Origin of the sequence: Achromobacter sp. Marseille-Q4962, assembly GCF_943737005.1 — a bacterium.
Taxonomy (GTDB): domain Bacteria; phylum Pseudomonadota; class Gammaproteobacteria; order Burkholderiales; family Burkholderiaceae_B; genus Achromobacter.
This window is the reverse complement of sequence record NZ_CALSFU010000007.1, coordinates 94,201-120,122: the sequence shown is the minus strand read 5'-3', so window position 1 is coordinate 120,122 and position 25,922 is coordinate 94,201. Positions and strand designations below refer to the sequence as shown.

The 25,922-nt window shown below is 66.8% G+C and carries 22 protein-coding genes and 1 tRNA gene; 17 read left to right on the top strand and 6 right to left on the bottom strand.

Annotation, left to right across the window (positions count from 1 at the left end):
- Nucleotides 1-72: 72 nt before the first annotated feature.
- Nucleotides 73-1,383: a solute carrier family 23 protein gene (locus NGJ44_RS07995; RefSeq protein ID WP_251863612.1), complete on the top strand. Its 1,311-nt coding sequence runs from the start codon at nucleotides 73-75 to the stop codon at nucleotides 1,381-1,383.
- Between the two features lie 369 nt (nucleotides 1,384-1,752).
- Nucleotides 1,753-2,229 carry a transcription elongation factor GreA gene (gene greA, locus NGJ44_RS07990; protein ID WP_053244127.1) on the top strand — a complete coding sequence of 159 codons (477 nt, stop codon included), beginning with the start codon at nucleotides 1,753-1,755 and terminating at the stop codon, nucleotides 2,227-2,229.
- A 159-nt stretch (nucleotides 2,230-2,388) separates the two neighbouring features.
- On the opposite strand, the gene NGJ44_RS07985 is transcribed toward greA, so the two are convergent.
- Entirely contained in the window at nucleotides 2,389-2,988 is a 600-nt protein-coding gene (locus NGJ44_RS07985; protein WP_251863611.1) for a YhbY family RNA-binding protein, read from the bottom strand.
- 18 nt (nucleotides 2,989-3,006) lie between these two features.
- On the opposite strand from NGJ44_RS07985, the gene NGJ44_RS07980 reads away from it, so the two are divergent.
- The 5 genes from NGJ44_RS07980 (at nucleotide 3,007) to NGJ44_RS07960 (ending at nucleotide 8,982) form a co-directional block, all read left to right on the top strand.
- Complete coding sequence (locus tag NGJ44_RS07980) at nucleotides 3,007-3,639, top strand: RlmE family RNA methyltransferase (RefSeq protein WP_053244126.1); 633 nt, start codon at nucleotides 3,007-3,009, stop codon at nucleotides 3,637-3,639.
- 224 nt (nucleotides 3,640-3,863) lie between these two features.
- Nucleotides 3,864-5,750, top strand: a complete 1,887-nt coding sequence (ftsH, locus tag NGJ44_RS07975) for an ATP-dependent zinc metalloprotease FtsH (RefSeq protein ID WP_053244125.1) — start codon at nucleotides 3,864-3,866, stop codon at nucleotides 5,748-5,750.
- Between the two features lie 18 nt (nucleotides 5,751-5,768).
- Nucleotides 5,769-6,614, top strand: a complete 846-nt coding sequence (folP, locus tag NGJ44_RS07970) for a dihydropteroate synthase (protein WP_053244124.1) — start codon at nucleotides 5,769-5,771, stop codon at nucleotides 6,612-6,614.
- Entirely contained in the window at nucleotides 6,611-7,960 is a 1,350-nt protein-coding gene (gene glmM / locus NGJ44_RS07965) for a phosphoglucosamine mutase (protein WP_251863610.1), read from the top strand. The genes folP and glmM overlap by 4 nt, the downstream gene beginning before the upstream one ends.
- Before the next feature lie 221 nt (nucleotides 7,961-8,181).
- Nucleotides 8,182-8,982: a GNAT family N-acetyltransferase gene (locus NGJ44_RS07960; RefSeq protein WP_053244123.1), complete on the top strand. Its 801-nt coding sequence runs from the start codon at nucleotides 8,182-8,184 to the stop codon at nucleotides 8,980-8,982.
- A gap of 148 nt (nucleotides 8,983-9,130) precedes the next feature.
- Here NGJ44_RS07960 and ppx read toward each other — a convergent pair whose 3' ends face one another.
- Nucleotides 9,131-10,618 (bottom strand): exopolyphosphatase, encoded by a 1,488-nt coding sequence (gene ppx / locus NGJ44_RS07955; protein WP_053244122.1) that lies wholly within the window; start codon nucleotides 10,616-10,618, stop codon nucleotides 9,131-9,133.
- Between the two features lie 229 nt (nucleotides 10,619-10,847).
- Here ppx and ppk1 point away from each other — a divergent pair, with 229 nt between their 5' ends.
- The 5 genes from ppk1 to pstB all read left to right on the top strand — a co-directional run bounded on the left by ppk1 (nucleotide 10,848) and on the right by pstB (nucleotide 17,054).
- Entirely contained in the window at nucleotides 10,848-12,923 is a 2,076-nt protein-coding gene (ppk1, locus tag NGJ44_RS07950; RefSeq protein WP_053244121.1) for a polyphosphate kinase 1, read from the top strand.
- 261 nt (nucleotides 12,924-13,184) lie between these two features.
- Nucleotides 13,185-14,225 (top strand): phosphate ABC transporter substrate-binding protein PstS, encoded by a 1,041-nt coding sequence (gene pstS, locus NGJ44_RS07945; protein ID WP_053244120.1) that lies wholly within the window; start codon nucleotides 13,185-13,187, stop codon nucleotides 14,223-14,225.
- A 116-nt stretch (nucleotides 14,226-14,341) separates the two neighbouring features.
- Nucleotides 14,342-15,358, top strand: coding sequence for a phosphate ABC transporter permease subunit PstC (gene pstC / locus NGJ44_RS07940; RefSeq protein ID WP_053244119.1), 1,017 nt, complete (start codon nucleotides 14,342-14,344; stop codon nucleotides 15,356-15,358).
- Nucleotides 15,359-15,375: 17 nt separating this feature from the next.
- A complete protein-coding gene (pstA, locus tag NGJ44_RS07935) occupies nucleotides 15,376-16,230 on the top strand; it encodes a phosphate ABC transporter permease PstA (RefSeq protein WP_082308232.1) in 855 nt (284 codons plus the stop codon).
- A 47-nt stretch (nucleotides 16,231-16,277) separates the two neighbouring features.
- Complete coding sequence (gene pstB / locus NGJ44_RS07930) at nucleotides 16,278-17,054, top strand: phosphate ABC transporter ATP-binding protein PstB (RefSeq protein WP_053244118.1); 777 nt, start codon at nucleotides 16,278-16,280, stop codon at nucleotides 17,052-17,054.
- 19 nt (nucleotides 17,055-17,073) lie between these two features.
- Here the strand turns inward: pstB and NGJ44_RS07925 are convergent, their stop codons facing one another.
- Nucleotides 17,074-18,417 carry an MFS transporter gene (locus NGJ44_RS07925; RefSeq protein WP_053244117.1) on the bottom strand — a complete coding sequence of 448 codons (1,344 nt, stop codon included), beginning with the start codon at nucleotides 18,415-18,417 and terminating at the stop codon, nucleotides 17,074-17,076.
- Between the two features lie 183 nt (nucleotides 18,418-18,600).
- Here NGJ44_RS07925 and NGJ44_RS07920 point away from each other — a divergent pair.
- Nucleotides 18,601-18,677: transfer RNA gene (locus tag NGJ44_RS07920), tRNA-Pro, on the top strand.
- Between the two features lie 358 nt (nucleotides 18,678-19,035).
- Here the strand turns inward: NGJ44_RS07920 and NGJ44_RS07915 are convergent.
- Entirely contained in the window at nucleotides 19,036-19,503 is a 468-nt protein-coding gene (locus NGJ44_RS07915; RefSeq protein WP_053244116.1) for an MmgE/PrpD family protein, read from the bottom strand.
- A 23-nt stretch (nucleotides 19,504-19,526) separates the two neighbouring features.
- Nucleotides 19,527-19,949 (bottom strand): hypothetical protein, encoded by a 423-nt coding sequence (locus NGJ44_RS07910; RefSeq protein ID WP_200907981.1) that lies wholly within the window; start codon nucleotides 19,947-19,949, stop codon nucleotides 19,527-19,529.
- 428 nt (nucleotides 19,950-20,377) lie between these two features.
- Here NGJ44_RS07910 and NGJ44_RS07905 point away from each other — a divergent pair, with 428 nt between their 5' ends.
- From NGJ44_RS07905 to NGJ44_RS07890, 4 genes are all read left to right on the top strand, one after another.
- Nucleotides 20,378-22,123 (top strand): PHA/PHB synthase family protein, encoded by a 1,746-nt coding sequence (locus tag NGJ44_RS07905; RefSeq protein WP_053244114.1) that lies wholly within the window; start codon nucleotides 20,378-20,380, stop codon nucleotides 22,121-22,123.
- Between the two features lie 98 nt (nucleotides 22,124-22,221).
- The gene (locus NGJ44_RS07900) at nucleotides 22,222-22,683 is read left to right on the top strand and encodes a phasin family protein (protein ID WP_053244113.1); all 462 of its coding nucleotides are present in this window, start codon (nucleotides 22,222-22,224) and stop codon (nucleotides 22,681-22,683) included.
- On the top strand, nucleotides 22,673-23,419 hold the full coding sequence (gene phbB, locus NGJ44_RS07895; RefSeq protein WP_053244112.1) for an acetoacetyl-CoA reductase: 747 nt from the start codon (nucleotides 22,673-22,675) through the stop codon (nucleotides 23,417-23,419). Before NGJ44_RS07900 ends, phbB begins: the two co-directional genes overlap by 11 nt.
- 68 nt (nucleotides 23,420-23,487) lie before the next feature.
- Nucleotides 23,488-24,240, top strand: a complete 753-nt coding sequence (locus tag NGJ44_RS07890; protein ID WP_053244111.1) for an SDR family NAD(P)-dependent oxidoreductase — start codon at nucleotides 23,488-23,490, stop codon at nucleotides 24,238-24,240.
- A 211-nt stretch (nucleotides 24,241-24,451) separates the two neighbouring features.
- Here NGJ44_RS07890 and NGJ44_RS07885 read toward each other — a convergent pair whose 3' ends face one another.
- Nucleotides 24,452-25,921: a cytochrome c gene (locus NGJ44_RS07885; RefSeq protein WP_502802117.1), complete on the bottom strand. Its 1,470-nt coding sequence runs from the start codon at nucleotides 25,919-25,921 to the stop codon at nucleotides 24,452-24,454.
- Nucleotide 25,922: the final 1 nt, after the last annotated feature.

The window sequence follows — 25,922 nt, the reverse complement described above, 5'->3', positions numbered from 1 at the left end:
GCGCCTTCCCGGCCGCCATTACACCCATTACACTTGCGCCCGCCCATTCAACGCATTCCTCCTGGGGAATCCATGTCCAATTCCTATTTCCCGCGCTGGCGCCTGGCCGACGACGCCGAGCCCGGCGTCATCATCGCGCCCGACGAAAGGCTGAGCTGGCCCAAGAACATCGCCATGGGCGCGCAGCACGTGGTCGCCATGTTCGGCTCCACGGTGCTGGCGCCCCTGCTCATGGGTTTCGATCCCAACGTCGCCATCCTGATGTCGGGCATCGGCACGCTGATCTTCTTCCTCTTCGTGGGCGGGCGCGTGCCCAGCTACCTGGGGTCGAGCTTTGCCTTCATCGGCGGCGTGATCGCGGTCACCGGCTACGCCGGCAGCGGAGCCAACCCCAACATCGGCGTGGCGCTGGGCGCCATCATCGCCTGCGGCCTGGCCTACACGCTGATCGGCGCGGTCGTGTGGTTCGTCAACGCCCGGGCGGGCGGGGGCGCGCAATGGATCGAAACCCTGATGCCGCCGGTGGTGACCGGCGCCGTGGTCGCCGTCATCGGCCTGAACCTCGCGCCCATCGCCGCCAAGAGCGCCATGGGCAAATCCGGCTTCGACACCGCCATGGCCGTGGTCACCGTGCTGTGCGTGGGCGGCATCGCCGTCTACACCCGGGGCATGCTGCAGCGCCTGCTCATCCTGGTGGGCCTGGTGCTGGCCTGCGTGATCTACGCCGCCTGCGCCAACGGCCTGGGCCTGGGCCAGCCCATGGACTTCTCCGGCGTGGCTTCGGCGGCCTGGTTCGGCCTGCCGCAATTCGCGGCCCCGGTGTTCAAGGCCGAGGCCATGGGCCTGATCGTGCCCGTGGCCATCATCCTGGTGGCCGAGAACCTGGGCCACGTGAAGGCGGTCAGCGCCATGACCGGCCAGGATCTCGACCGCTACCTGGGCCGCGCCTTCGTGGGCGACGGCGTGGCCACCATGGTCTCGGGCGCGGTGGGCGGCACCGGCGTCACCACCTACGCCGAGAACATCGGCGTCATGGCCGTCACCCGCATCTATTCCACGCTGGTCTTCGTGGTGGCCGCGCTGATCGCCGTCGCGCTGGGCTTTTCGCCCAAGTTCGGGGCGCTCATCCAGACCATTCCCCAGCCGGTGCTGGGCGGCATGTCGGTGGTGGTCTTCGGCCTCATCGCCGTGGCCGGCGCCCGCATCTGGGTGGTGAACCAGGTCGATTTCAGCGACAACCGCAATCTCATCGTGGCGGCCGTCACCCTGGTGCTGGGCGCGGGCGACTTCACCGTCAAACTGGGCAGTTTCACGCTGGGCGGCATCGGCACGGCCACCTTCGGAGCCATCATCCTGTACGCCCTGCTGCGCCAGCGGCGCTAGCCGCGGCCGGGGCCTGGCCGCCCCGCTGTTGCGAAACGGCGTGTTTTCGCGGTTTACCGCCGGGAAATGCGCCGAAAACGACGTTTTCTCCGGCGGCTTGCAATTCCCGCCGAGTTTGCCCACAATAGGCACTTGATTGCCCCGGTTCCGACCCGAGCCGGGGTTTTGTTTTGGTCGCAGTTTGCGCCGCGAGATTCCGGCGGGCGATCAGAGCGGGCCTGTCGGACCCCATCGGGTTCGGCACAGCCCGCCCCGATCTTCCGTCCGGTTGCTCACGCCTCCGCCTCGCGCGGCCGGCCGGGCGTCCACGGCGACCTTCACCGGGAACGCTCCCTAGGGGGCGTTTTCTACTTTTGTTTGGGAAACGACATGTCTGCCATACCTTTGACCGTGCGCGGGGCCGAGCGCTTGAAAGAAGAGCTCCAGCGGCTGAAAACCGTGGAACGTCCTGCCGTTATCAACGCCATCGCCGAAGCCCGTGCCCAGGGCGATCTGTCGGAAAACGCCGAATACGACGCCGCTCGCGAACGCCAGGCGTTTATCGAGGGACGCATCGCTGAACTCGAAGGCACGCTTTCCAACGCGCATCTGATCGACCCCGCGGCCCTGGACGCCGACGGCCGCGCCGTGTTCGGCGCCACCGTCGACATCGAAGACCTCGATTCGGGCGACCGCGTCACCTACCAGATCGTGGGCGACGTGGAAGCCGACATCAAGTCGAACCTGATCTCCGTGTCGAGCCCCGTGGCCCGCGCGCTGATCGGCAAGAGCGAAGGCGACGTCGTCGAGGTCAAGGCCCCGGCCGGCGTGCGCGAGTATGAAGTCCTGAGCGTGCGCTACATCTGAAGCCGCGCCATCCGCAGTAACAGCAAGCAAAACACCATCGCCGGAGCCGGGTTTCGACGGCAAGCCGTCCCAGAGCAACCGCGGACCGCATGGTGGGCCGGGCGCGTAAAGCGCCCGTTTTTGTGCCTGGCGCCCGGGCGGGGCGCTGGCGTGTGACGATTACTTCTTGATGGAACGGCGGCTGGTGCCGCTGCGGGCGCCGGCGCGCAGGCTGAGCGCGCTTCCGGTGCGGCGCGGAATGCCGTGCGCGCTGCCGGCAACCTTGCGGGTGCTGGGGCGCATGGGCTTGCCGGCCTTGTTGAGGGCGCTGCGGGGTACGCGCGCCGCGGGCTCGGCGGCGTCGCGCGGCTCGGCGCGGCGAGGGCGCTTGGACAGGGTCTTGCCCTCGGCGGCCATCTTCTTGGGGGTGTGCGGCTCGGAGGCGCGCCGCTTGGCCGGGCGCTCGGGCTCGCCGCCGGCCAGGCTGGCCGAGGCCAGGTTGCCCGGCAGAGGGCGGAAGAGAATGAGCGTCTTGCCCAGGTGATGCACCGGCGCGCAGGACAGCGCGTCGCAGATCGAGGACAGCATGGCCTCGCGCGCCTCGCGGTCTTCGCCGCCCGCGCGGACCTTGATCAGGCCGTGCGAGGCGAGGGCGCGGTCGATTTCTTTCATGACCGCTTCGGTCAGGCCGTTGTCGCCGATCAGGACGACGGGGCGCAAGGCGTGAGCGGCCGACCGCAGGTCGCTGCGCTCACGAGAGGTGAGTTCTAATATAGGCATGCGTGGAATTGTACGGTAATGGCCAAAAAGAAATTCTCCAAAGACTGGATTCACCAGCACATCAACGACCCCTATGTGAAGCTCGCGCAACAGAAGGGCTACCGGGCCCGCGCGGCCTTCAAGCTGATCGAGATCCTGGACGCCGAAAAGCTCATGCGTCGCGGCGACCTGGTGGTGGACCTGGGGTCCGCGCCGGGCAGCTGGTCGCAGGTGGCGCGCGAGCGGCTGGCCGGCCCCGGCGGAGTGGTGGACGGGCGCATCATCGCCCTGGACATCCTGCCCATGGAGCCCGTGGCGGGCGTCGAATTCATCCAGGGCGACTTCCGCGAAGATGACATTTTGAAACAACTAGAAGAACGGGTCGGGGCGCAGGCGGTAGACCTTGTAATTTCGGACATGGCCCCCAATCTGTCCGGAGTGGGCTCCGCCGACTCCGCGCGCATCCAGCACGTTTGCGAGCTGGCCCTGGAATTCGCGTGCGCCCACCTCAAGCCCAACGGGGCGCTGATCGTCAAGGCCTTCCACGGCAGCGGCTTTTCGCAGATCGTGCAGTCCTACAAGCAGCGCTTCAAGCGGGTGGTCGAGCGCAAGCCGAAGGCCTCGCGGGACAAATCCTCGGAAACCTTCCTGGTGGCGCGCGATCTGAAATAGTGTCCGCCGGGAGCGCAGCGCCCTCGGCGCCCGATCCCTTCCGGCGCTGCGCCGGCTTGCGAGACCACAGACTGGAAAAACCGAGAATCAGAAGTAACTTACAGACGCCCAAGCTGCCGGGACGCAATTTGGTCTGACAGGGTAGAATGGGTCATTGACATACTTGTGACTGTGCCATACGCGGGTGGCGGTCGCCGGTCGGAATCGAAAGCAGGAGATCGACCTTGAACAACTCTTTTTCCAAAGTCGCTGTCTGGATGGTGATAGCCCTGGTGCTGTTCACCGTCTTCAAGCAGTTCGACGGACGCACCCAGACGCAGGACGGCGTCACGTACACCCAGTTCATGGATGACGCCAAGGCTGGCCGCATCCGCAAGGTGGACGTGCAGGGCGACGTGCTGTATGTCACCCCCGATGCCGGCCGTCCGTACACCCTGACCTCGCCTGGCGACCTGTGGATGGTTTCCGATCTGCTCAAGTATGGCGTGCAGGTGTCCGGCAAGCCTCGCGAAGAGCAGTCGCTGCTCATGAGCATCTTCGTTTCCTGGTTCCCGATGCTGCTGTTGATCGGGGTATGGGTATTCTTCATGAGGCAGATGCAGGGGGGCGGCCGGGGCGGCGCATTCAGCTTCGGCAAGTCGCGCGCCCGCATGCTCGACGAGAACACCAACCAGGTCACCTTCGCCGACGTCGCCGGCTGCGACGAAGCCAAGGAAGACGTGCAGGAACTGGTCGATTTTCTGCGCGACCCCAGCAAGTTCCAGAAGCTCGGCGGCCGCATTCCGCGCGGCGTGCTGATGGTGGGCTCGCCCGGCACCGGCAAGACGCTGCTGGCCAAGGCCATCGCCGGCGAGGCCAAAGTGCCGTTCTTCAGCATTTCCGGCTCCGATTTCGTGGAAATGTTCGTGGGCGTGGGCGCGGCCCGCGTGCGCGACATGTTCGAGAACGCCAAGAAGCACGCGCCCTGCATCATCTTCATCGATGAAATCGACGCGGTCGGCCGCCAGCGTGGCGCCGGCCTGGGCGGCGGCAACGACGAGCGCGAACAGACCCTGAACCAGATGCTGGTCGAGATGGACGGCTTCGAGTCCGGCCAGGGCGTCATCGTCATCGCCGCCACCAACCGCCCCGACGTACTCGACCCGGCGCTGCTGCGCCCGGGCCGCTTCGACCGCCAGGTCGTGGTGCCGCTGCCCGACATCCGCGGCCGCGAGCAGATCCTCAAGGTGCACATGCGCAAAGTGCCGCTGTCGCCCAACGTGGACGCCACCATCCTGGCCCGCGGCACGCCCGGCTTCTCCGGCGCCGACCTGGCCAACCTCGTGAACGAGGCGGCGCTGTTCGCCGCACGCCGCAATGGCCGCACCGTCGACATGTCCGACTTCGAGAAGGCCAAGGACAAGATCATCATGGGCGCGGAACGCCGCTCCATCGTGATGCCCGAGGAAGAGCGCAAGAACACCGCCTACCACGAGTCCGGCCACGCCATCGTGGCGCGCATGCTGCCCAAGACCGACCCGGTGCACAAGGTCACCATCATCCCGCGCGGCCGCGCGCTGGGCGTGACCATGCAGCTGCCCGAGACGGACCGCTACAGCATGGACAAGACCCGCCTGCTGTCGACCATCGCCGTGCTCTTTGGCGGACGCATCGCCGAAGAAATCTTCATGAACCAGATGACCACCGGCGCCTCCAACGACTTCGAGCGGGCCACGTCCATCGCGCGCGACATCGTCACGCGCTATGGCATGACCGACGAGCTGGGCCCCATGGTGTACGCCGAGAACGAAGGCGAGGTGTTCCTGGGACGCAGCGTCACCAAGACCACGCACGTGTCCGAAGCCACCATGCAGAAGGTGGACTCCGAGATCCGCCGCATCATCGACGAGCAGTACGCCGTGGCGCGCAAGATCCTGGAAGACAACCGAGACAAGGTCGAGGCCATGACCGCCGCGCTGCTCGAATGGGAAACCATCGACGCCGACCAGATCGACGACATCATCGCCGGCCGTCCGCCGCGTCCTCCCAAGACGCCGCAAGGCCCATCCGACACGTCCGATACGCCGCCCACCGGGCTGGCTGCCGGCGGCAACACGGCCGCCGCCGTCTGAGGCCCGCCGTCCTGAGTCATGGCGAATAACTTCCTGTGCGGGCGCTTCGAGTTCGACCTCGAGCGCCCGCTGGTCATGGGCATCGTCAACGTCACGCCGGATTCCTTTTCCGACGGCGGCAGGCACAACGACCCGGACGCCGCGGTGGCGCATGCGCGCCGCCTGATCGACGAAGGGGCTCACATACTCGACCTGGGCGGCGAATCCACCCGGCCCGGTGCCGAGCCGGTTTCGGCGCAGGACGAGCTGGCCCGCCTGCTGCCGGTGGTGGAGGCCCTGCGCGACTGCGGCGTGCCCCTGTCCATCGACACCTTCAAACCCGAGGTCATGCGCGCCACGCTGGACGCCGGCGCCGACATGATCAATGACATCTACGGCTTTCGCCAGCCCGGAGCCATCGAGGCGGTGGCCCAGTCGCGCTGCGGCCTGTGCGTGATGCACATGAAAGGCGAGCCCCGCACCATGCAGGCCGAGCCGCCGGAGTACAGCGACGTCATCGGCGAGATCGGCCTGTTCCTGGGATCGCGGGCGCAAAAGCTGCGCGCCGCGTGGGTGGACCCGCGCCGCATCGTGCTCGACCCCGGCTTCGGCTTCGGCAAGACCGCCGACCAGAATTTCCAGTTGCTGCGCCGGCTGTCCAGCCTGCGCAGCGCCGGCTATCCGCTGCTGATCGGCCTGTCGCGCAAGACCATGATAGGCCAGGCCACCGGCAGGCCCGTGGGCGACCGGCTGCCGGGCAGCATTGCCGCCGCCCTGGCCTGCGTGGCCCGCGGCGCCTCGATCGTGCGGGTGCACGATGTGGCCGCCACGGTGGACGCGCTCAAGGTCTGGCAGGCGGCCGAACAAGGAGCAATCAATCCATGAGTGAACGCAAGTATTTCGGCACCGACGGCGTGCGCGGCGAAGTGGGCGGCCCGGTGATCAACGCGGCCTTCGCGCTGCGGCTGGGCTACGCGGCAGGCAAGGTGCTGGCCCGCAGCTACAAGGACAAGGCGCGCGGCGCCGGCCGGCCGCAGGTGGTCATCGGCAAGGACACCCGCATCTCCGGCTACATGCTCGAGTCGGCGCTGGAAGCCGGGCTGTCGGCCGCGGGCGTGGACGTGGTGCTGGCCGGCCCCGTTCCCACCCCGGCCGTGGCCTACCTGACGCGCGCGCTGCGCCTGGTGGCCGGCATCGTCATCAGCGCCTCGCACAACCCCTACCAGGACAACGGCATCAAGTTCTTCTCGGCGCAGGGCATGAAGCTGCCCGACGAGCTCGAAGCCGAGATCGAGGCCGCGCTCGACGAAGAGCTGGGCTGCGTGAGTTCCGAGGGGCTGGGGCGCGCGCGCCGCATGAACGACGCGCAGGGCCGCTACATTGAGTTCTGCAAGAGCACCTTCCCCAACGATCTCGACCTGAACGGCCTGAGCATCGTGGTGGACGCCGCCCACGGCGCGGCCTACAACATCGCCCCCCACGTGTTCCGCGAGCTGGGCGCCGACGTGCACGCCATCGGCGTGCACCCCGATGGCTTCAACATCAACAAGGGCGTGGGCGCGCTGCACCCCGACCAGCTCGCCAGGGAAGTGAAGGCGCGCGGCGCCCAGCTCGGCATCGCCCTGGACGGCGACGCCGACCGGCTGCAGATGGTCGACGGCGACGGCCGCATCTACAACGGCGACGAACTGCTCTACGCCATCCTGCGCGAGCGCATGCAGCGCGGCACGGTCGAGGGCGTGGTCGGCACGCTGATGACCAACTTCGGCTTCGAGCGCGCGCTGGAGCGCCTGGGCGTGGGCTTTGCCCGGGCCAACGTGGGCGATCGCTACGTGCTGGAGCAGATGCAGGCGCGCGGCTGGCTGTACGGCGGCGAAAGCTCCGGGCACCTGCTGTGCCTGGACTGCCACACCACCGGCGACGGCATCATCGCCGCCCTGCAGGTGCTCACGGCCCTGCGCCGCAACGACGCCACGCTGGCCGACTGGGTGAGCGACCTGCGCATGTATCCGCAGAAAATGATCAACGTGCCGCTCGCGCCCGGCCTGGACTGGAAAACGCACCCGGGCCTGGCGGCGGCGCGCGAGGCCGTGGAGGCGGAGCTGGGCGGGCGCGGCCGCATCCTCATCCGCGCTTCGGGCACCGAGCCCAAGCTGCGCGTCATGGTCGAGGCCGAGGACGAGGCCCTGGCCGTTTCGTCGGCCGAACGCCTGGCCGCCAGCCTGGGATGAACCCGCCGCGCCGCGCATGACCGAAGGCCATTCGCCGGCGACGGCGAATGGCCTTTGCACAGGAATCCGCACTGTTCTGTCGCGCTTTGTAATGTTTTGTCGGGATGGCTGTCAGGCCCCTGGGTTCGTCCGAACTACACTTCATAGTCACGTAACATATTGGTCAAGTCATTGACATACAGGGCGTCCACACTGGCCGGACACTCTAGGAGCATCGCGCAATGCTGGAATTAGCACGCACCAATCCGGACCGCAACTCGGCAGAACGGTGGGCGGACCACGCCTCACGGGTTCTGGTCGTCGGGCTGGCGCGCACCGCCGACGAGATCGAACAGATCCAGCGTCTGCGCTACGAAGTCTTCACCGAGGACATGGGGGCGGTTTTCCCCGATGCCCACGACGGCATCGAGCGCGACCGTTTCGACCCTTTCTGCGAGCACCTGATGGTGCGCGAACTCGATACCGGCCGGGTGGTGGGCACCTACCGCATTCTCACCCCGGAAAAGGCCCGCGAGGCGGGCGGCTACTACTCGCAGTCGGAATTCGACCTTTCCGGCCTGGGCGCCATCCGCGACGAACTGGTGGAAGTGGGGCGCTCGTGCACCCATGCCGATCACCGCAACGGCGCGGTCATCATGTTGCTGTGGTCGGGGCTGGCCGAATACCTGCGGCGCGGCGGCTACCAGTACGTGCTGGGCTGCGCCAGCGTCAGCCTGCGCGACGACGGCGTCACCGCCGCCGAGGTCTGGCGCACCGTGCTGCCCCAGCTGCCCCGCGTCGGCGAGCCCTGCGTCAAGCCGCTGCACCGCTATCCGGTGGAAAAGCTCAACAGCACCCTGCCGGCGCGGGTGCCGCCGCTGATCAAGGGCTATCTCAAGCTGGGCGCCACGGTGTGCGGCGAGCCCGCCTGGGACCCGGACTTCAACGCCGCCGACTTCCCCGTGCTGCTCCGCATGGACGGCATGGACGAGCGCTACCGGCGCCATTTCGGCCTGCCCGCCGTCACTCCGAACTCGCGCTAGACCCTGCCATGCGCCGCCTGCTCCGTCGTGTAAAGATCAGATTGATACGGCGGGCGACGCGGCCCGTGCGCCTGGAATTGCGCCGGTTGCAGCGCCAGGCGGACTTCCTGCCTTTTTGAACGAATGCGCGCGTCCGGCGGGCGAGGCGTCAGAACTCCAGCAGCTCGAACGAGAAACCCACCTTCGACCACTCCGCCTCCTCGGCGCGCAGGGTGAAGTCGGTAAGCGGGTGCTCGCTCAGCCATTGGCGGTCCACCCGCACCACGATAGAGCGGTTGCGCACCGATGCCGACAGCGGCAGCGGCTCGATTTCTTCGCGCCGGCGGAACAGCAGCACGGCCAGCCTCAGGCTCAGGATGGCCACCCATTGGCCCTGCGTGCGCACCAGGTTTTCCAGCTTGCCCAGCTTGCCCTGGTGGGCGAGCGCCAGCATGGCCAGCAGTTGCTGGTCGGCGCGGGAGAAGCCGGGCATGTCGGCGTTCTCCAGCACGTAGGCCGTGTGCTTGTGATAGGCGTTATGGGCGATCGAAAGCCCCACTTCGTGCAAATCGGCCGCCCAGCCCAGCGCGGCGTGCAGCTCGGCGCGCTCGGAGCCCTCGGGCATCATGGCGTCGAACAGCGTGAGCGCGGCGTGCCGCACGCGGCGCGCCTGGATCACGTCGATGTGATAGCGCTTCATGAACTGCCGCACCGATTCGTCGCGCTTGTCGTGCTCGTCGTCCCGGCCCAGCAGGTCGTACAGCACGCCCAGGCGCAGCGCCCCGTCGCCCGTGTGCATCACGTCGATGCCCAGCTCGTCGAAGAGCGCGCTCATGATCGCCAGCCCGCCGGGCAGCACGTCGGCCCGCTCGATCTTGATGCCGGGCAGCTCCGAAGGAATGACCCGCCCCGAGCGGATGATGCGGTCTTTCAGCTTGGCCATGCCGGCGCGGGTGATGCCGCGGTCGGAAAACCGGCATTCGGTGAGAATGGCGAACAGCGCCTTGGCCGTGCCCGAAGAGCCGTAGGCTTCTTTCCAGCCCATCTTGCGGTACTGCTTGGCGATCACCTCGATTTCCCGGCGCGCCGCCAGCTCGGCCAGCTTCATCTGGTGCGCGTCCACCACGCCGTCGGGAAAGAACTGGCGGCTGTAGCTCACGCAGCCCATATAGAGCGAGGACATCAGACCGGGTTCCAGCCCCTTGCCGATGATGACCTCGGTGGAGCCGCCGCCGATGTCGATCACCAGGCGCTTGTTGGGCGAGGGCGGCAGCGTGTGGATCACGCCGGTGTAGATCAGGCGGGCCTCTTCGCGGCCGGCGATCACTTCGATGGGGAATCCCAGCGCCTTTTCGGCGCGCGGCAGGAAGTCGGAGGTATTGCGCGCCACGCGGAAGGTATTGGTGGCCACGGCCCGCACCCGGTTGGGATGGAAGCTGCGCAGGCGGTCGCCGAAGCGTTCCAGCACCAATATCGCACGGTCGATGGCTTCGTCGCTCAGACGCTTGTTGGCGTCCAGCCCGGCGGCCAGGCGCACGGTTTCCTTGAGGCGGTCGATCTGGTAGATCTGCGGGGTGCCGTCCTGCTGGACGATGCGCCCGATGGAGAGGCGAAAGCTGTTGGACCCCAGGTCCACCGCGGCCAGTAATTGATCCATGCGGCTCGTGAAATAGGCGTGAAGGTGGGCTGATTATAGATATCCCATGTGACAGCGCCGCCCGGGCGGGGTTTTCGCTTATGAAACAGCGGCTTGCCGGTTACGGGCGCGCATGCCGCCTGTGTCATGTGTCCCGGTTTTGGCGTATCTTATGTCGTGCCGCATGTCATAGAACCGTCACGCTATTGCCGTAAAACTTGCCGCTTTCTCGCCCCGTATGGAATCCGGAATGACTTCTCGCCCGCCCGCCGAGCCCGCGCTGCTGAACCGCGAGCTTTCGCTGCTGAAATTCAACGAACGCGTGCTGGCGATGGCGGAGAACCCCTCGACGCCGCTGCTGGAACGGCTGCGCTACGTGTGCATCGTCAGTTCCAACCTGGACGAGTTCTTCGAGATCCGGATATCCAGCCTGAAGGAGCAGCAGCGCCAATCGCCCAATCTCGTGGGGCCGGACGGCATGACGCCGGACCAGTCCTTCGACGCGGTGCAAAAGGCGGTGCACGAACTGGTGGCGCGCCAGTACGCGCTGCTCAACGACGCCATCCTGCCCGCGCTGCACGCCGAGGGCGTGGTGCTGCACCATGCCTCCGAATGGAACGCCGAGCAGCAGGAATGGGCGCGCGAGGTGTTCAGCCGCGACGTCATGCCGCTGCTCACGCCCATCGGGCTCGATCCGGCGCACCCGTTTCCGCGCGTCTACAACAAGAGCCTGAACTTCATCGTGTCGCTCTCGGGCGCCGACGCGTTCGGCCGCCAGGCATCCATCGCCATCGTGCAGGCGCCGCGCGCCTTGCCCCGCCTGATCAAGATGCCCGAGGCGCTGTCCGGCCATCCCGAGGGCTACATCCTGCTCACCTCGCTGCTGCGGGCGTTCGTGGGAGAGCTCTTCCCGGGCCTGGAAATGCTGGGCTGCTACCAGTGGCGCGTCACGCGCAACAGCGACCTCTTCGTGGACGAGGAAGAAGTCACCAACCTGCGCCACGCCCTGCAGGGCGAGCTGTCGCAGCGCAATTTCGGCGCGGCCGTGCGCCTGGAAATCGACAAGCTCACGCCAGTGGAACTGGAAACCTTCCTGCAGCGGGAGTTCTCGCTGCAGCCCGCCGACACCTACCGCGTGTCGGGGCCGGTGAACCTGAGCCGCCTGATGCAGCTGTGCAACGCCACAGCACGGCCCGATCTGCTGTTTCCCGACTACCGCGCGCCGGTGCCGGCGCCCTTCGACCGGGTGGGCGACAAGCCGGCCGAGCTGTTCGCCGCGGTGGCCGAGCAGGACAGGTTGCTGCACCATCCCTACCAGTCGTTTCAGCCCATCATCGATTTCCTGACGGCCGCCGCGCTGGACCCGGACGTCATGGCCATCAAGCAGACCATCTACCGCACCGGCGAGGATTCCGAGCTGATGAAGATCCTGCTGGCCGCGGCGCGGGCCGGCAAGGAAGTGACGGTGGTGGTGGAGCTGATGGCGCGCTTCGACGAGCAGACCAACATCAACTGGGCGGCCCGCCTCGAGGAGGTGGGGGCGCACGTGGTGTACGGCGTGGTGGCGCACAAGACCCACGCCAAGATGGCCCTGGTGCTGCGCCGCGAAAAAGGCCGGCTGCGCCGCTATGCGCACCTCGGCACGGGCAACTACCATCCCCGCACGGCGCGGCTCTACACCGACTTCGGCCTGCTGACCGCCGACCCCCGCCTGTGCGAAGACATGGACAAGGTGTTCACCCAGCTCACCGGCCTGGGCGCCCGCCGCTCGCTCAAGGCGCTGCTGCAGTCGCCCTTCACGCTGCACGACGGCATGGTCGCGGCCATCCGCGCCGAGGCGCGCGCCGCCAAGGCCGGCAAGCGCGCGCGCATCATGGCCAAGATGAACTCGCTGCTCGAAGAGCGCGTCATCGAGGAGCTCTACAAGGCCAGCCAGGCCGGCGTGAAAATCGACCTCATCGTGCGCGGCGTATGCGCGCTGCGCGCCGGCGTGCCGGGCCTGTCCGAGAACATCCGCGTGCGCTCCATCGTGGGGCGCTTCCTGGAACACTCCCGGGTCTTCTACTTCTACGCGGACGGCGCCGAAACCGTATACCTCTCCTCGGCCGACTGGATGGACCGCAACTTCTTTCGCCGCGTCGAAGTCGCCTTTCCCATCTACGACAAGTCGCTCAAGAAGCGCGTCATCGACGAAGCCTTCACCTACGCCCTGCGCGACAACCAGCTCGCCTGGCAGCAACAGCCCAATGGCGACTACGTCCGCGTCCGCAGCCGCCGCGAACCCTTCAACCTGCACCAGTTTCTGATGCAGAAACTCGGCACCTGAGCCCGAAGGACGCGGCGAATAAGGGGACGGGTTCCGCCGCGCGCCGCGAGCCGCCCGCCCCAAGCCGGGCGCCGCGGATCCGGCTTCGCCGGTCCGCAGGCGCGCCCCCTCGAGGGGGAAGCGCCGCAGGCGCTTCGGGGGTGGTCCTACATGACTGTCACTATCCTGTCACGTTGAGCTCCTAAGATGCGTGGGTCGCAGAAAGGCGGGCGGCCAAACAGCCCGTCCGGACTCCTCCAACGAGCACAGAAGGAACCCCTGATGTTCAAACGCGTCTTCAAACAAGTTTCCGTGGGCGTCGCGCTGAGCGCCGCCGTGTTCGCGGCCCAGGCCGCCAACGTCACCGGCGCGGGCGCCTCCTTCCCGTATCCCGTCTACGCCAAGTGGGCCTCCGACTACAAGGCGGCCACCGGCAATGCCGTGAACTACCAGTCCATCGGCTCGGGCGGCGGCCAGCAGCAGATCATCGCCAAGACCGTGGACTTCGGCGCCTCGGACGATCCCATGAAGGCCGACGCCCTCGACAAGAACGGCCTGCTGCAGTTCCCGGCCGTGATCGGCGGCACCGTGGCCGTGGTGAACATCGACGGCGTGGAGCCCGGCAAGCTGAAGCTCTCGGGCAAGGTCCTGGCCGACATCTTCCTGGGCAAGGTCAAGAAGTGGAACGACAACGCCATCACGGCGCTCAACCCCGGCCTGAAGCTGCCCGCCGCCGACATCGTGGTGGTGCATCGCTCCGACGGTTCGGGCACCACCTTCGGCTGGACCAACTACCTGTCCAAGGTTTCGCCCGAGTGGAAAGAGCAGGTGGGCGAGGGCAAGGCCGTGAAGTGGCCCACCGGCCAGGGCGGCAAGGGCAACGAAGGCGTGGCCGCCTACGTGGGCCAGCTCAAGAACTCCATCGGCTACGTGGAATACGCCTACGCCAAGCAGAACAAGCTGGCGTGGACGCAGCTCCAGAACAAGGACGGCAAGTTCGTGCAGCCCGAGCAGAAGGCGTTCGCCGCCGCGGCCGCCAACGCCGACTGGAAGAGCGCGCCGGGCATGGGCGTGGTGCTGACCAACGAGCCGGGCGCCGATTCGTGGCCCGTGACCGCCGCCACCTTCATCCTGGTGCACAAGGTGCAGGACAAGCCGGCGCAGGGCAAGGCGGTGCTGGAGTTCTTCGACTGGGCGTTCAAGAACGGCGCCAAGTCGGCCGAGGCCCTGGACTACGTGCCGCTGCCGGAGTCGGTCACCAAGGAAATCCGCGGCGCCTGGGGCGAGATCAAGTCCGCCGACGGCAAGCCCGTCTGGCAATAAAGCGTGCCGGCGCGGGGCGCCATGCCTCGCGCCGTCCGCCTTGCGGCCGGCCCGCCCCGCGTCGCCGGCCTTGCCCGAGCAGAACGAACCCCTGTTTTCCCGAGGAAAGTCCATCCATGAGCGCGGTAATGGATAATAGTGTGCCGCTTTCGCCTTCCGGGGCGGACTCCGTGACTACCGGCACGCCTTCGCCTATGAAGCAAAGCAAAAACGCGCTGATGGATGCGCTGTTCAAGAATCTCACCCGCCTGTTCGCCTTCCTGGTGTTCATCCTGCTGGCGGCCATCATGGTGTCGCTCGTCTACGGCAGCCGTGAAACCCTGGCCAAGTACGGGCTCTCGTTCCTGTGGCTGAACGACTGGGATCCGGTCAAGCAGAGCTACGGCGCGGTGGTTCCCATCATCGGAACCCTGCTCACCTCGGCCATCGCGCTCATCATCGCCGTGCCCGTGTCCTTCGGCATCGCCATCTTCCTGACCGAGCTGTCGCCGGCCTGGCTGCGCCGGCCGCTGGGCACCGCCGTCGAAATGCTGGCCGCCATTCCCTCCATCATCTACGGCATGTGGGGCCTGTTCGTATTCGTGCCGGTGTTCCAGCAGCACGTGCAGCCGTTCCTCATCGCCACGCTGGGCAGCGTGCCCGTGATCGGCGGCCTGTTCGCCGGGCCGCCTTTCGGCATCGGCATCTTCACCGCGGGCCTGATCCTGTCCATCATGATTATTCCCTTCATTGCCGCGGTGATGCGCGACGTGTTCGAGCTGGTGCCCGCCATGCTCAAGGAATCCGCCTACGGCCTGGGCAGCACGACCTGGGAAGTGATGTGGCGCGTGGTGCTGCCCTTCACCAAGTCGGGCGTCATCGGCGGCATCATGCTGGGCCTGGGCCGCGCGCTGGGCGAAACCATGGCGGTCACCTTCGTGATCGGCAACGCCTTCAAGTGGTCCGGCTCGCTCTTCTCGCCGGGCAACTCCATTGCTTCCGCGCTCGCCAACGAATTCAACGAAGCGGGCGGCATCCAGAAATCCGCGCTGCTGGAACTGGGCCTGATCCTGTTCCTCATCACCACCGTGGTGCTGGCGCTGTCGAAAATGCTGCTGGTCCGCCTGGCGGCCGGCGAAGGCCGCAAGACCTGAGGCTCCAAGGAAAAAACATGGCTGTTTCCGTCCTCAACATGCAGAACGGCATCTATCGCCGGCGCCGAATCGTCAACCGCGTCATGCTGGGCATCTCGCTGGGCACGCTGGCCTTCGGCCTGTTCTGGCTCTTCTGGATCATCCTCACGCTGCTCGTGAAGGGCGCGCCGGCGCTGTCGCTGACGCTGTTCACCGAAATCACGCCGCCGCCGGGTCAGCAGGGCGGCCTGCTCAACGCCGTGATCGGCAGCCTGCTCATGGCGGGCGTGGGCACCCTGATCGGCACGCCGGTGGGCATCCTGGCGGGCACCTACCTCGCCGAATACGGCCAGCGCGGCTGGCTCGCGCCGGCCACGCGTTTTCTCAACGACGTGCTGCTGTCGGCGCCGTCCATCATCATCGGCCTCTTCATCTACGCCATCTACGTGGCGCAGGTGGGCCACTATTCCGGATGGGCCGGCGCCCTGGCGCTGTCCATCCTGGTGATTCCGGTGGTGGTGCGAACCACCGACAACATGCTGCTGCTGGTGCCCAACAGCCTGCGCGAGGCCGCCGCGGCGCTGGGCTGCCCGAAGTGGCGCATGATCACCATGGTGTGCTATCGCGCCGCCAAGACCGGCATCATCACCGGAGTGCTGCTCGCCATCGCCCGCATTTCCGGCGAAACCGCGCCGCTGCTTTTTACCGCGCTGTCCAACCAGTTCATGTCGCTGAACATGAACGCGCCGATGGCGAACCTGCCCGTGGTCATCTACCAGTACGCGGCCAGCCCCTTCAAGGACTGGAACAACCTGGCCTGGGCCGGCGCCACGCTGATCACCCTGCTGGTGCTGGGCATCAACATCGTCGCCCGCAACATGTTCCGCAAGTAAAGGCCGCTACGCCGGCGCCGCTTTGGAGCCGGCTTCAGGAAAACCCAATGGAAAACACCGCCGCCGCCGTCAAGAACAAGATCGAGGTCAAGAACCTCAACTTCTACTACGGCAAGTTCCATGCCATCCGCAATGTGAACATGTCGATCCAGGAAAAGAAGGTCACCGCCTTCATCGGCCCTTCGGGCTGTGGCAAGTCCACGCTGCTGCGCACCTTCAACCGCATGTTCGAGCTGTACCCCGGCCAGCGAGCCGAGGGCGAAATCATCCTCGACGGCGAAAACCTGCTCACCTCGAAGAAAGACATCTCGCTTATCCGCGCCAAGGTGGGCATGGTGTTCCAGAAGCCCACGCCGTTTCCCATGAGCATCTACGACAACATCGCCTTCGGCGTGCGCCTGTTCGAGCGCCTGTCCAAGGGCGAGATGGACGAGCGCGTGGAGTGGGCGCTGAGCAAGGCCGCGCTGTGGAATGAAGTGAAAGACAAACTGCACCAGAGCGGCAACAGCCTGTCCGGCGGCCAGCAGCAGCGCCTGTGCATCGCGCGCGGCGTGGCCATCAAGCCCGAAGTCCTGCTGCTGGACGAGCCGTGTTCGGCGCTGGACCCGATCTCCACTGCCAAGATCGAAGAGCTGATCGCCGAACTCAAGAACGAGTACACCGTGGTCATCGTGACGCACAACATGCAGCAGGCCGCGCGCTGCTCGGACTTCACCGCCTACATGTACCTGGGCGAGCTGGTGGAGTACGGACAGACCGACCAGATCTTCGTGAAGCCCGCTCGCAAGGAAACCGAAGACTACATCACCGGCCGCTTCGGCTGAGGCGACGGGCTTCCGGGCCTCAGTCGCCCTGGGCGGGCAGGGGCTCGTCTGCCGCATGCGCGGCCGCCGCCCGCCGCGCCGGGATCAGCATCACCAGGATCGCCGCCAGCGCCGCCGCGCAGGAAAACACGACGAAATTCCACGCCAGCGGCAGCTTCAGGCTGGCGAGATAGCCGCCCACGATCGGCCCGCTCATGGCGCCGATGCGCGCGAAACTCAGCGCCCAGCCAGTCGCCGCGCCGCGCGCGTGCGCCGGATAGTAGCCCGCCAGGTAGCCGGTGAGAATCAGCGAAGACGAAATGCTGCCCACGCCGGCCAGCGCCACCCACAGATAATTCACGGCCAGCGAATTGCGGTAGGTCAGGCAGTAAATGCCCGCCGCGCCCACCAGGAAAAACAGCGACACGATGCGGCGCGGCTCGCTCTTGTCGGCAAACCGGCCCAGCACCAGACCGCCCACCGCCGAGGCCAGGCTGAAGACGAGCAGGAACGAGATGCTCGAACCCAGGTCGTAGCCGTTCTTGCGCATGATCTGCGGCAGCCAGGTGTTCAGCCCATACACCAGCATCATCCCCAGGAACAGCGCGCCCCAGAAACACAGCGTGGCCCGCAATTGGCGCGGAGCGAACACCGCCGCCAGCACATCGCGCCACGTCGCCTTCTCGCCCTCCACCTCGCGCGGCCGGAACGGCTCCAGCGAGGCGATGCCCAGGCGCGCGGCCTGCGCGCGGGCGCCGGCCTCGTCGCCCTTGGACAAGAGATACTCCAGCGATTCGGGCAGCAGGCGCGCCAGCAGCGGCAGCAGCACCAGCGGCAGGGCGCCCGCCGCAATGACGGCGCGCCAGCCCCAATGGGCCAGCAGGGCCATGGCCACGGCCGCCGAGCACAGGATGCCCAGCGAATACCCCGAGTACATCACCCCGTAATTGAAGCCGCGGCGCGGCGGCGGCGAGTACTCGATCGTCAGCGCCGCCGCCACCGGGATCACCCCGCCCAGCCCCAGGCCGCCCAGGAACCGGAACGCCGCGAACCAGGCCGGCGTCGGCGCCCAGGCCGCGCCCACCATGGTGAGCGAGAACAGCCCCACGCATCCCAGCAGCATGCGCCGCCGCCCCAGCAGATCGCTCAGCGTGCCCACCGCGAACGAACCCACGAACATGCCCGCCAGCGCATAGCTGCCCAGCATGCCCAGTTCCAGCGGGGTCAGGTTCCATTCCCTGTACTCCGCCAGCGCCGGCAGCACCGCGCCCATCACGCCCACGTCGTAGCCTTCGAACAGAATGGCCAGCCAGCAGACGAGCAACACGGTATAGGTAGTGCGGCCCGGCGTACCCCAGGCTGGCGCGGCGGATGCGTGAGACATGATTTTCCCGATGAACGATTGTGATTGTGTATACGCCTCGCAGCCGATGCTAACGGCCTGTGGCGGCACGCCCCAGGCGGGCGGCTTTTTAATTTAGGCTTGAAATATATAGGCGTCAATCGGTAACTGCTCGCATGCCATCGCCCCGGCGGGCAGGCCGGATCTGTTATAGTGGCGACCCTTCGGGGCGTAGCGCAGCCTGGTAGCGCATCTGCTTTGGGAGCAGAGGGTCGCGAGTTCGAATCCCGCCGCCCCGACCAATAAAATCAAAGGGTTAGCTCAATGTCGTTGAGCTGGCCCTTTTTCTTTGCCCGGCTTATGGGACAACCTATGGGACAACGAACTTGCAGTGGGCCGTGAGCAAATCCATGTGGGCATTGAGGCAAGAATGCGCAGTCGGTCGCAATAGCGTATTTCGCCGCCTGTCTTCTCTCTCCTGGGTTCGAGTTGAGGCGGGCCCATTCCTCTGAGCCTGTGTGCGCTTGGGGCATGGTCGGCGCCAACTTGCTTGGTCGCTCGGTTCCGGCGGGCAAAGATTTTCGCCCGAACTCTGACCGGGCCAGGATCAGACCTCGCGTGGGGTCGAGATTCACGGCGCTACCTCGAAGCCGGCAACATTCAAGCCGGATCGGCGGGCAGGGCAGGGATAAAGTCGCTCGCTCGCAGTTCTTCGGCAATCAGCCGGGCTATCCAGATTTTCCTCTCGGAAGACATACGCCCCTTGATCGCGGCAACGCTGATGGCAGCTTGGCTGCCCGTCGCAATCTCGAAGCGCATATGCGTGACGACCTGGGGATGGGTGTCGTTCTGGCCGCGCGCCGTGATGAGCCCGGCATTGATGAAGGCGGTATCCGCTGCACTGCGAGTCCCGCGACCCCTGAATAGACGCGCAGTACCGTTCGCGTCGGCAATGGAGCGCAGAGCCCTCCCGAGCTGGTCATTACTGTCGTCCACCGCAAGGCCCATGGTCAGGTTATACAGCAGGCAATTAGCGATCGCCTGCCGCGCGTCAGCGGGGGCTTGGTCGAAGCGCAGCCTCATGGCCCATTCGGAGAGTTCACGGGAAAGCGATTGTTGATGAGTCATTGTCCGTTTTCCTTAGTCGCAGCTTATCCGTAACGACCACCGCTGATATGAACTACCTCGCCAGACATGAAACCTGCTTGGGCCGATGCCAGAAACGCCACCAAAGCCGCAAGCGCCTTGAGTTCGCTTTCGTTTTTTAAGTTCAGGAACGGCCGACTGAAGTTTGCGAATACCGAATACTCTGCGATGGCCTCGTGCTTGCTGTCGTACAGGCTGCGCCATATGGCATTGCGCAGGCGCTGCTGGTTGTCGGTCTTCCCCGACGCTGTCCGCCAGGCCCTCGACGACAATCCGATGCTGATGCCGTCGAGCGGATTCCGAGGCACGCCAGGCATCGTGGTCCGCAAGAGCGACGTCTTGGCCAAGCATTGAGAGGCATGCCCCAAGGTGAGCAACTGGCCGAGGTGCCGGGGTCCGTCCATTTCCCATGGCAGAAATGAAGGCATGCGCTACCTGCCCATGCTCTCGTGGCGCGCGACGAACGGGCGTCCATCCCTTGCAGATCCATGGCGCGCGCAACGGCGGCTTCATCGATTCCAGTCCCGCGGGCCGCGCTCGTGGGCAGGGCCATGGAAAGCGTGCTATTGCTCGCGACCCGCGGTCGATGTTCTGATGGGGCATGGGCCGCGTTTCGTGTTTCCGTGGGCGCCGCGCCGTGGATGTCAATTGTTGTTACCCACGCCCGGGGGGCCTGCCCGGAGGTGCGCGTATCGTTCTGCAACATTGCGCGGCGATGTGCAACGCAGACGCATGCGCGCGGATGCAGCTACCGACCAGTTGGTCGCTAGTTGACTTAGGTCAATCCCTTTTGGCGCGCCACGCGACACCATAGGGTCGTCACGTTTGTCAGCAACGCCTCGCGAAGGAGTATGCCGTGTCAGAGCCGGCGGATGCCGCCCCTCCCGATTCCATCGACGCGCACGCGCATGCGCTCTGGGCACGCGCCTGGACGTCGCTTTCGCCGGAATCGGCCACGCTGGCCATGGTGGACTGGCTGAGCCACCTGGCGCGCTCGCCCGGCAAGCGCCTGCAATTGACGAAGCTGGCGATCGACCAGGCGCAGGAGCTTTCCGACTATCTGCGCGAATATGCGCACGTGGGCCCGCTGAAGGGGCCGGCGCATATCGAACCGCCCATCCTGGACCGTCGTTTCCGCGATCCCGCATGGCGGCAATGGCCTTTCAGTCTGCTGCACCAGAGTTTCCTCATGACGCAGCACTGGTGGGAGGCGGCGACCAGCGATATCTGGGGGCTGTCGCGGCATCACCAGAAAGTCGTTGCCTTTACGGCCCGGCAGTGGCTGGATATTTTCTCGCCCGGCAACCTGCTGGCGACCAACCCGGTGGCGCTGCGGCGCACGGTGGAGGAAGCCGGCATGAATCTCGTGCGCGGCATGAACAATCTGCTGGAAGACATACAGCGGCGCGCCGCAGGCCTGCCGCCCGCCGGGACGGAGCGCTTCGTCGTGGGAAAGGACGTGGCGGTGACGCCGGGCAAGGTGGTGCTGCGCAATCCGGTCATGGAGCTGATCCAGTACGGCCCGGCCACCTCCAGGGTGCATCCGGAGCCCATACTGGTCGTGCCGGCGTGGATCATGAAGTACTACATCCTGGATCTGTCGCCGTCGAACTCGCTGATCCGGTATCTGGTGGCGCAAGGCTATACCGTGTTCTGCATATCATGGAAGAATCCAAGCTATGCCGAGCGGAACTTCGGCATGGACGAATACATGGAGCATGGCGTTCATGCCGCGCTCGATGCCATCCGGGCCATCGTGCCGGACCGGAAGATTCATGCCACGGGTTACTGCCTGGGCGGCACGCTGCTGGCCATCGCGGCCGCGGCCATGGTGCGCGACGGCCAGGCCGGGCGCCTGGCGTCGCTGAGCTTGTTCACGGCGCAAACGGATTTCAGCGAGCCGGGTGAGCTGGGCCTGTTCATCGACGAGAGCCAGGTCAGCCTGCTGGAGGCGCAGATGGCGGAGTCGGGCTATCTGCGGGCGGATCAGATGGTGGCGGCGTTCCAGATGCTGCGTTCCTATGACCTTCTGTGGTCGCGGCTGGTGGAAGAGTATCTGTTGGGCGAGCGCCGCCCCATGAATGATCTGATGGCGTGGAACGCCGACGCCACGCGCATGCCGGCGCGGATGCATTCTCAGTATCTGCGCCGGCTGTTTCTCGACAACGACCTGGCCAACGGCCGCTATCCGGTGGGAGACAGGCCGGTGACGCTGAGCACGCTGGATCTGCCCACGTTCTGCGTGGGCACCGTGAAGGATCACGTCGCGCCGTGGCGGTCGGTGTACAAGCTGCATCACCTGTCTCCCGCAGAAATCACTTTCGTGCTTACGACCGGCGGGCACAACGCCGGCATCATCAGCGAGCCCGGGCATCCGCGCAGGCAGTACCAGATCGCGACGCGTCCGCGCGGCGGCGGCTATGTGTCGCCGGACGAGTGGGCCGCCAAGGTCAAGGTCCACCGCGGTTCGTGGTGGGAAGCCTGGGCTGCCTGGCTCAAGAGCCGCTCGGGGGCCCCGGTCAAGCCGCCTGCGCTTGGAGCGGCTGCGCGCGGCTATGCGCCGCTCTGCGATGCCCCCGGGCTGTACGTCAAGGAGAAGTAGCCATGCCGTCGCCATACGCCAGAAACGGGCCGGCGGCCGACGTGGCCATACCCTCCCGCCGCCTCCTGCGGGAGCAATCCGATTGCTAAGGAGTTTCCATGGCTACCAACAACGCTTTTCCCTTCGACCTGCTGAGGGCCAACATCGAGCTGCATCTCCGCGTTGCACAGTTGCTGCACGAAAACAGCCAGCGATGGCTGGGGCTGGCCTCCCGCGTCAGCCAGGAAGGCGCGGGCGAATACAAGGCCGAGATCGAGAACCTGGGGCAGACCTCGACGTGGCAGACGCTGCTCGCGCTGCCGGCCGAGGCGTTCTGGCGCCAGGTGCAGCAGCGTTTCGCGGACGCGCAGAACGCCACCCAGATCGCGATCGAGAACCAGGCGGCGTTCACGCAGGGCCTGCAGCAGGCGATCCAGTCCTGGCAGAAATCCTCGATAGGCGGCATCGAGCCCGGCGGCGCCAAGCTTCCGTTCCTCGACTACTTCGGAAACTGGGGCGCCCAATGGGCTCCGGCCGAGGGCGGAGCGGCCAAGAAGAAAGGGGACGCCCATGTCGGCTAAACACACTGCGCTGGTAACGGGCGGCATGAGCGGGCTGGGCGAAGCCATCGCGCTCCGGCTGCACGACGCGGGCCACGAGGTGATCGTCACCCACAGCAAGGCCAATACGCGCGCCGAAGAATGGCTGCGGCAGCAGGCCGGGCGCGGTTACGCGTTCCGGGCCTACGGGACCGATGTCTCGGACTTCGACTCGTGCCAGGAGATGGCGGCGCGCATCCACGCCGATGGCCTGGCGGTCGACATCCTGATCAACGACGCCGGCATTACCCGCGACGGCAGCTTCCGGAAAATGAGCAAGGAGAGCTGGGACGCGGTGCTGCGCACCAACCTCGACTCCATGTTCAACGTGACCAAGCCGTTCGTCGAGGGCATGGTGCAGCGGGGCTGGGGCCGCATCGTCAACATCTCGTCCGTCAATGGCAGCAAGGGGCAATTCGGCCAGACGAACTACTCGGCGTCCAAGGCGGGAATCCACGGCTTCACCAAGTCGCTCGCGCTGGAGCTGGCGAGCAAGGGCGTCACGGTCAATACCGTGTCGCCGGGCTATCTCGAGACGCAGATGGTCGCCAAGATTCCCAGGGACATCCTGGAGTCGCAGATCATTTCGCAGATTCCGGTGGGCAGGCTGGGCCAGCCCGCGGAAATCGCCGAGCTGGTCGCGTTCCTCTGCAGCGACGCCGCGGCCTTCATGACGGGCAGCAACCTGGCCATGAACGGCGGACAGCACATGTATTGAAGCGGGGCGGGGCGGCCGCTGCGGTCGGCCCCGGCCCGCGTTGGGCACGACGTGCAAGGAGTATTGCCATGAAGTATTCGTTCTCGGGCGTGTCGGCGCTGGTCACCGGCGCCGCGTCCGGCATCGGGGAGGCCACCGCCCGCCTGCTGGCCGCCAACGGCCTGTCGGTGGTCGTCTCGGACCGGGATGCCGCCGCGGTGCGGCGCGTGGTCGACGATATCGTCGCGGCGGGCGGCAAGGCGGCGGCCAACGTCGCCGACGTGTCCAGGCCCGGCGAGGTGGAGGCGGCCGTCGATTGCGCGGTGAAGCATTTCGGGGCGCTGCACTTCGCGGTCAACAATGCCGGTGTCGGCGGGGATTCGGGCCCGGCGGGCGAGATGGCGCTCGACGTCTGGCAACGCGTCATCGACATCAATCTCAATGGCGTGGCGTACGGCCTGCGCTACGAGATTCCGGCCATTCTCGCCGCCGGCGGCGGGGCGATCGTCAATATGTCCTCGATCCTGGGGCTGGTCGGCGCCGGCCATGCGCCCGCCTACAACGCGTCCAAGCATGGCGTTACGGGCCTGACGCGCTCCGCGGCGCTGGCCTACTCGGCCAAGGGCATCCGCGTCAATTCCATCCATCCGGGCTACGTGGACACGCCGCTGCTTGGCCGCTACGATGCCGCCACCCGCGCGGGACTGGTCAGCCAGCATCCTATCGGCCGCCTCGGAAGCGCCGGGGAAATCGCCCATGCGATTGCATTCCTGCTGTCCGACGGCGCGAGTTTCATTACCGGCAGCGCCCTGGTCGCGGACGGCGGCTACACCGCGCAATAGGCATCCGGATATGCCGGGGCCCGGCGGCCGGCCAGGCCCGCCTGGGCCAGTGCGCGAACAGCTCCAGGCAGAAGTCCACGAAAATCCGCCCCAGGCCGGGGTGGGCGGCGCCCCGGCGCTGGCGGCGGCCTGGACGCTGGCCGGCGCGGGCGTGCTCGCGCAATTGGCTTTCTGGATGGGCGCGGCGTCCGGGTTGACACGCCCGAGGGCGCTATTGCGATGACGACGCGGCTTCCTGCTGCCCGCTGCGCACGTTGCGGACCGCGCCGCTGTCCACCGCCCCGGCCTGGTTGCCCCAGCTAGCGCGCACGAAGGTCGCGATGTCGGCAACCTGCTGGTCCGTCAGCCGCCAGCCGAAGGCCGGCATGGTGAAGGTGGAAGGCCGCGTGGCGGTGGCCGGCACCTCGTGGCCCTGGAGCACGATGCCTATCACGTTGCGCGGGTCGGCCGCGAGCACGGCGCTGTTGCCCGCCAGGGCCGGGAACACCTGCGCATAGCCCTTGCCGTCGGAACGGTGGCACGCGGCGCAATTGTCCAGGTACAGGGCGGCGCCGCGCGCGCGCGCGTCGCCCTTCCACAGGGCGTTGGCGGTGTCCGGGCTGGCGGCGTAGGCGGGGTCGCCGCGGCCCGGTTCGCGCGGCGACAGGGCCTTCAGGTACACGGCGATGGCCCGCAGATCCCGGTCGCTCAGGTATTGCGTGCTGTGGCGGATGACGTCGCTCATGCCGCCGAAGACGGCGGTCTGGTTGTTGCGCCCGGTCTTCAGCAGATCGACGATGTCCTGTTCCGACCAGCGGCCCAGGCCGTCGGCGGCTTCGCCGCGCAGGCTCTTGGCGATCCAGCCGTCGATGGGGGCGTCGCCGCCGCTCAGGTAGACGGGGTCGCTGTCGGTGAGGGCCTTTTCCTGCATGGTGAAGGCGCGCGGCGTATGGCACGAGCCGCAGTGTCCCAGGCCCTCGACCAGGTAGGCGCCGCGCAGCTTGGGGTCGGCCTGCGGCGAGACGGCGTCGGCCTTGGCCTGGACCTCGTCGGCGTCGGGCGCGAACAGCATGCGCCAGACGGCCAGCGGCCAGCGCATGGAAAGCGGCCACGGGATGTCGTTGTCGGGCACCGCATGCTCCACCGGTGCGACGCCTTTCATGAAGTAGGCGTACAGGTCGCGCATGTCCTGCTCGCTCAGCCGGGCATAGGACGGGTAGGGCATGGCGGGGTAGAGGCTGCCCCGGTCGCGCGATACGCCCTCGCGCACGGCCCGGTCGAAGTCTTCGAAGCTGTAGCCGCCGATGCCGGTCTTGGCGTCGGGCGTGATGTTGGTGGAGTACAGCGTGCCGATGGGCGAGGCCATCGGCAGGCCGCCCGCGTAAGGCTTGCCGCCCGGGGCGGTGTGGCAGGCCACGCAGTCTCCCATGCGCGCCAGGTAGGCGCCGCGCACCAGCGGGTCGCTGGAAGTGGCCCCGTCGTTGGCGGGCGGGGGCGCATGCGGCGCAGCGGAGATCATGGGCTGCGGCCCCGTCTGGCCCTGCGGCGCGGGCACGTTGCTCGCGCCGCCGGCCGCGGGGCCCGGCATTCTCGCCCAGGTCAGGCCCGCGGCGGCGCAAAGGGCCGCCGCGCCCGCCGCGCCCAGGGCGGCCAGCGGCCGGGCCCACGGATGCGCGGCGCGGCCGTCGCGTGCTTGCATCATG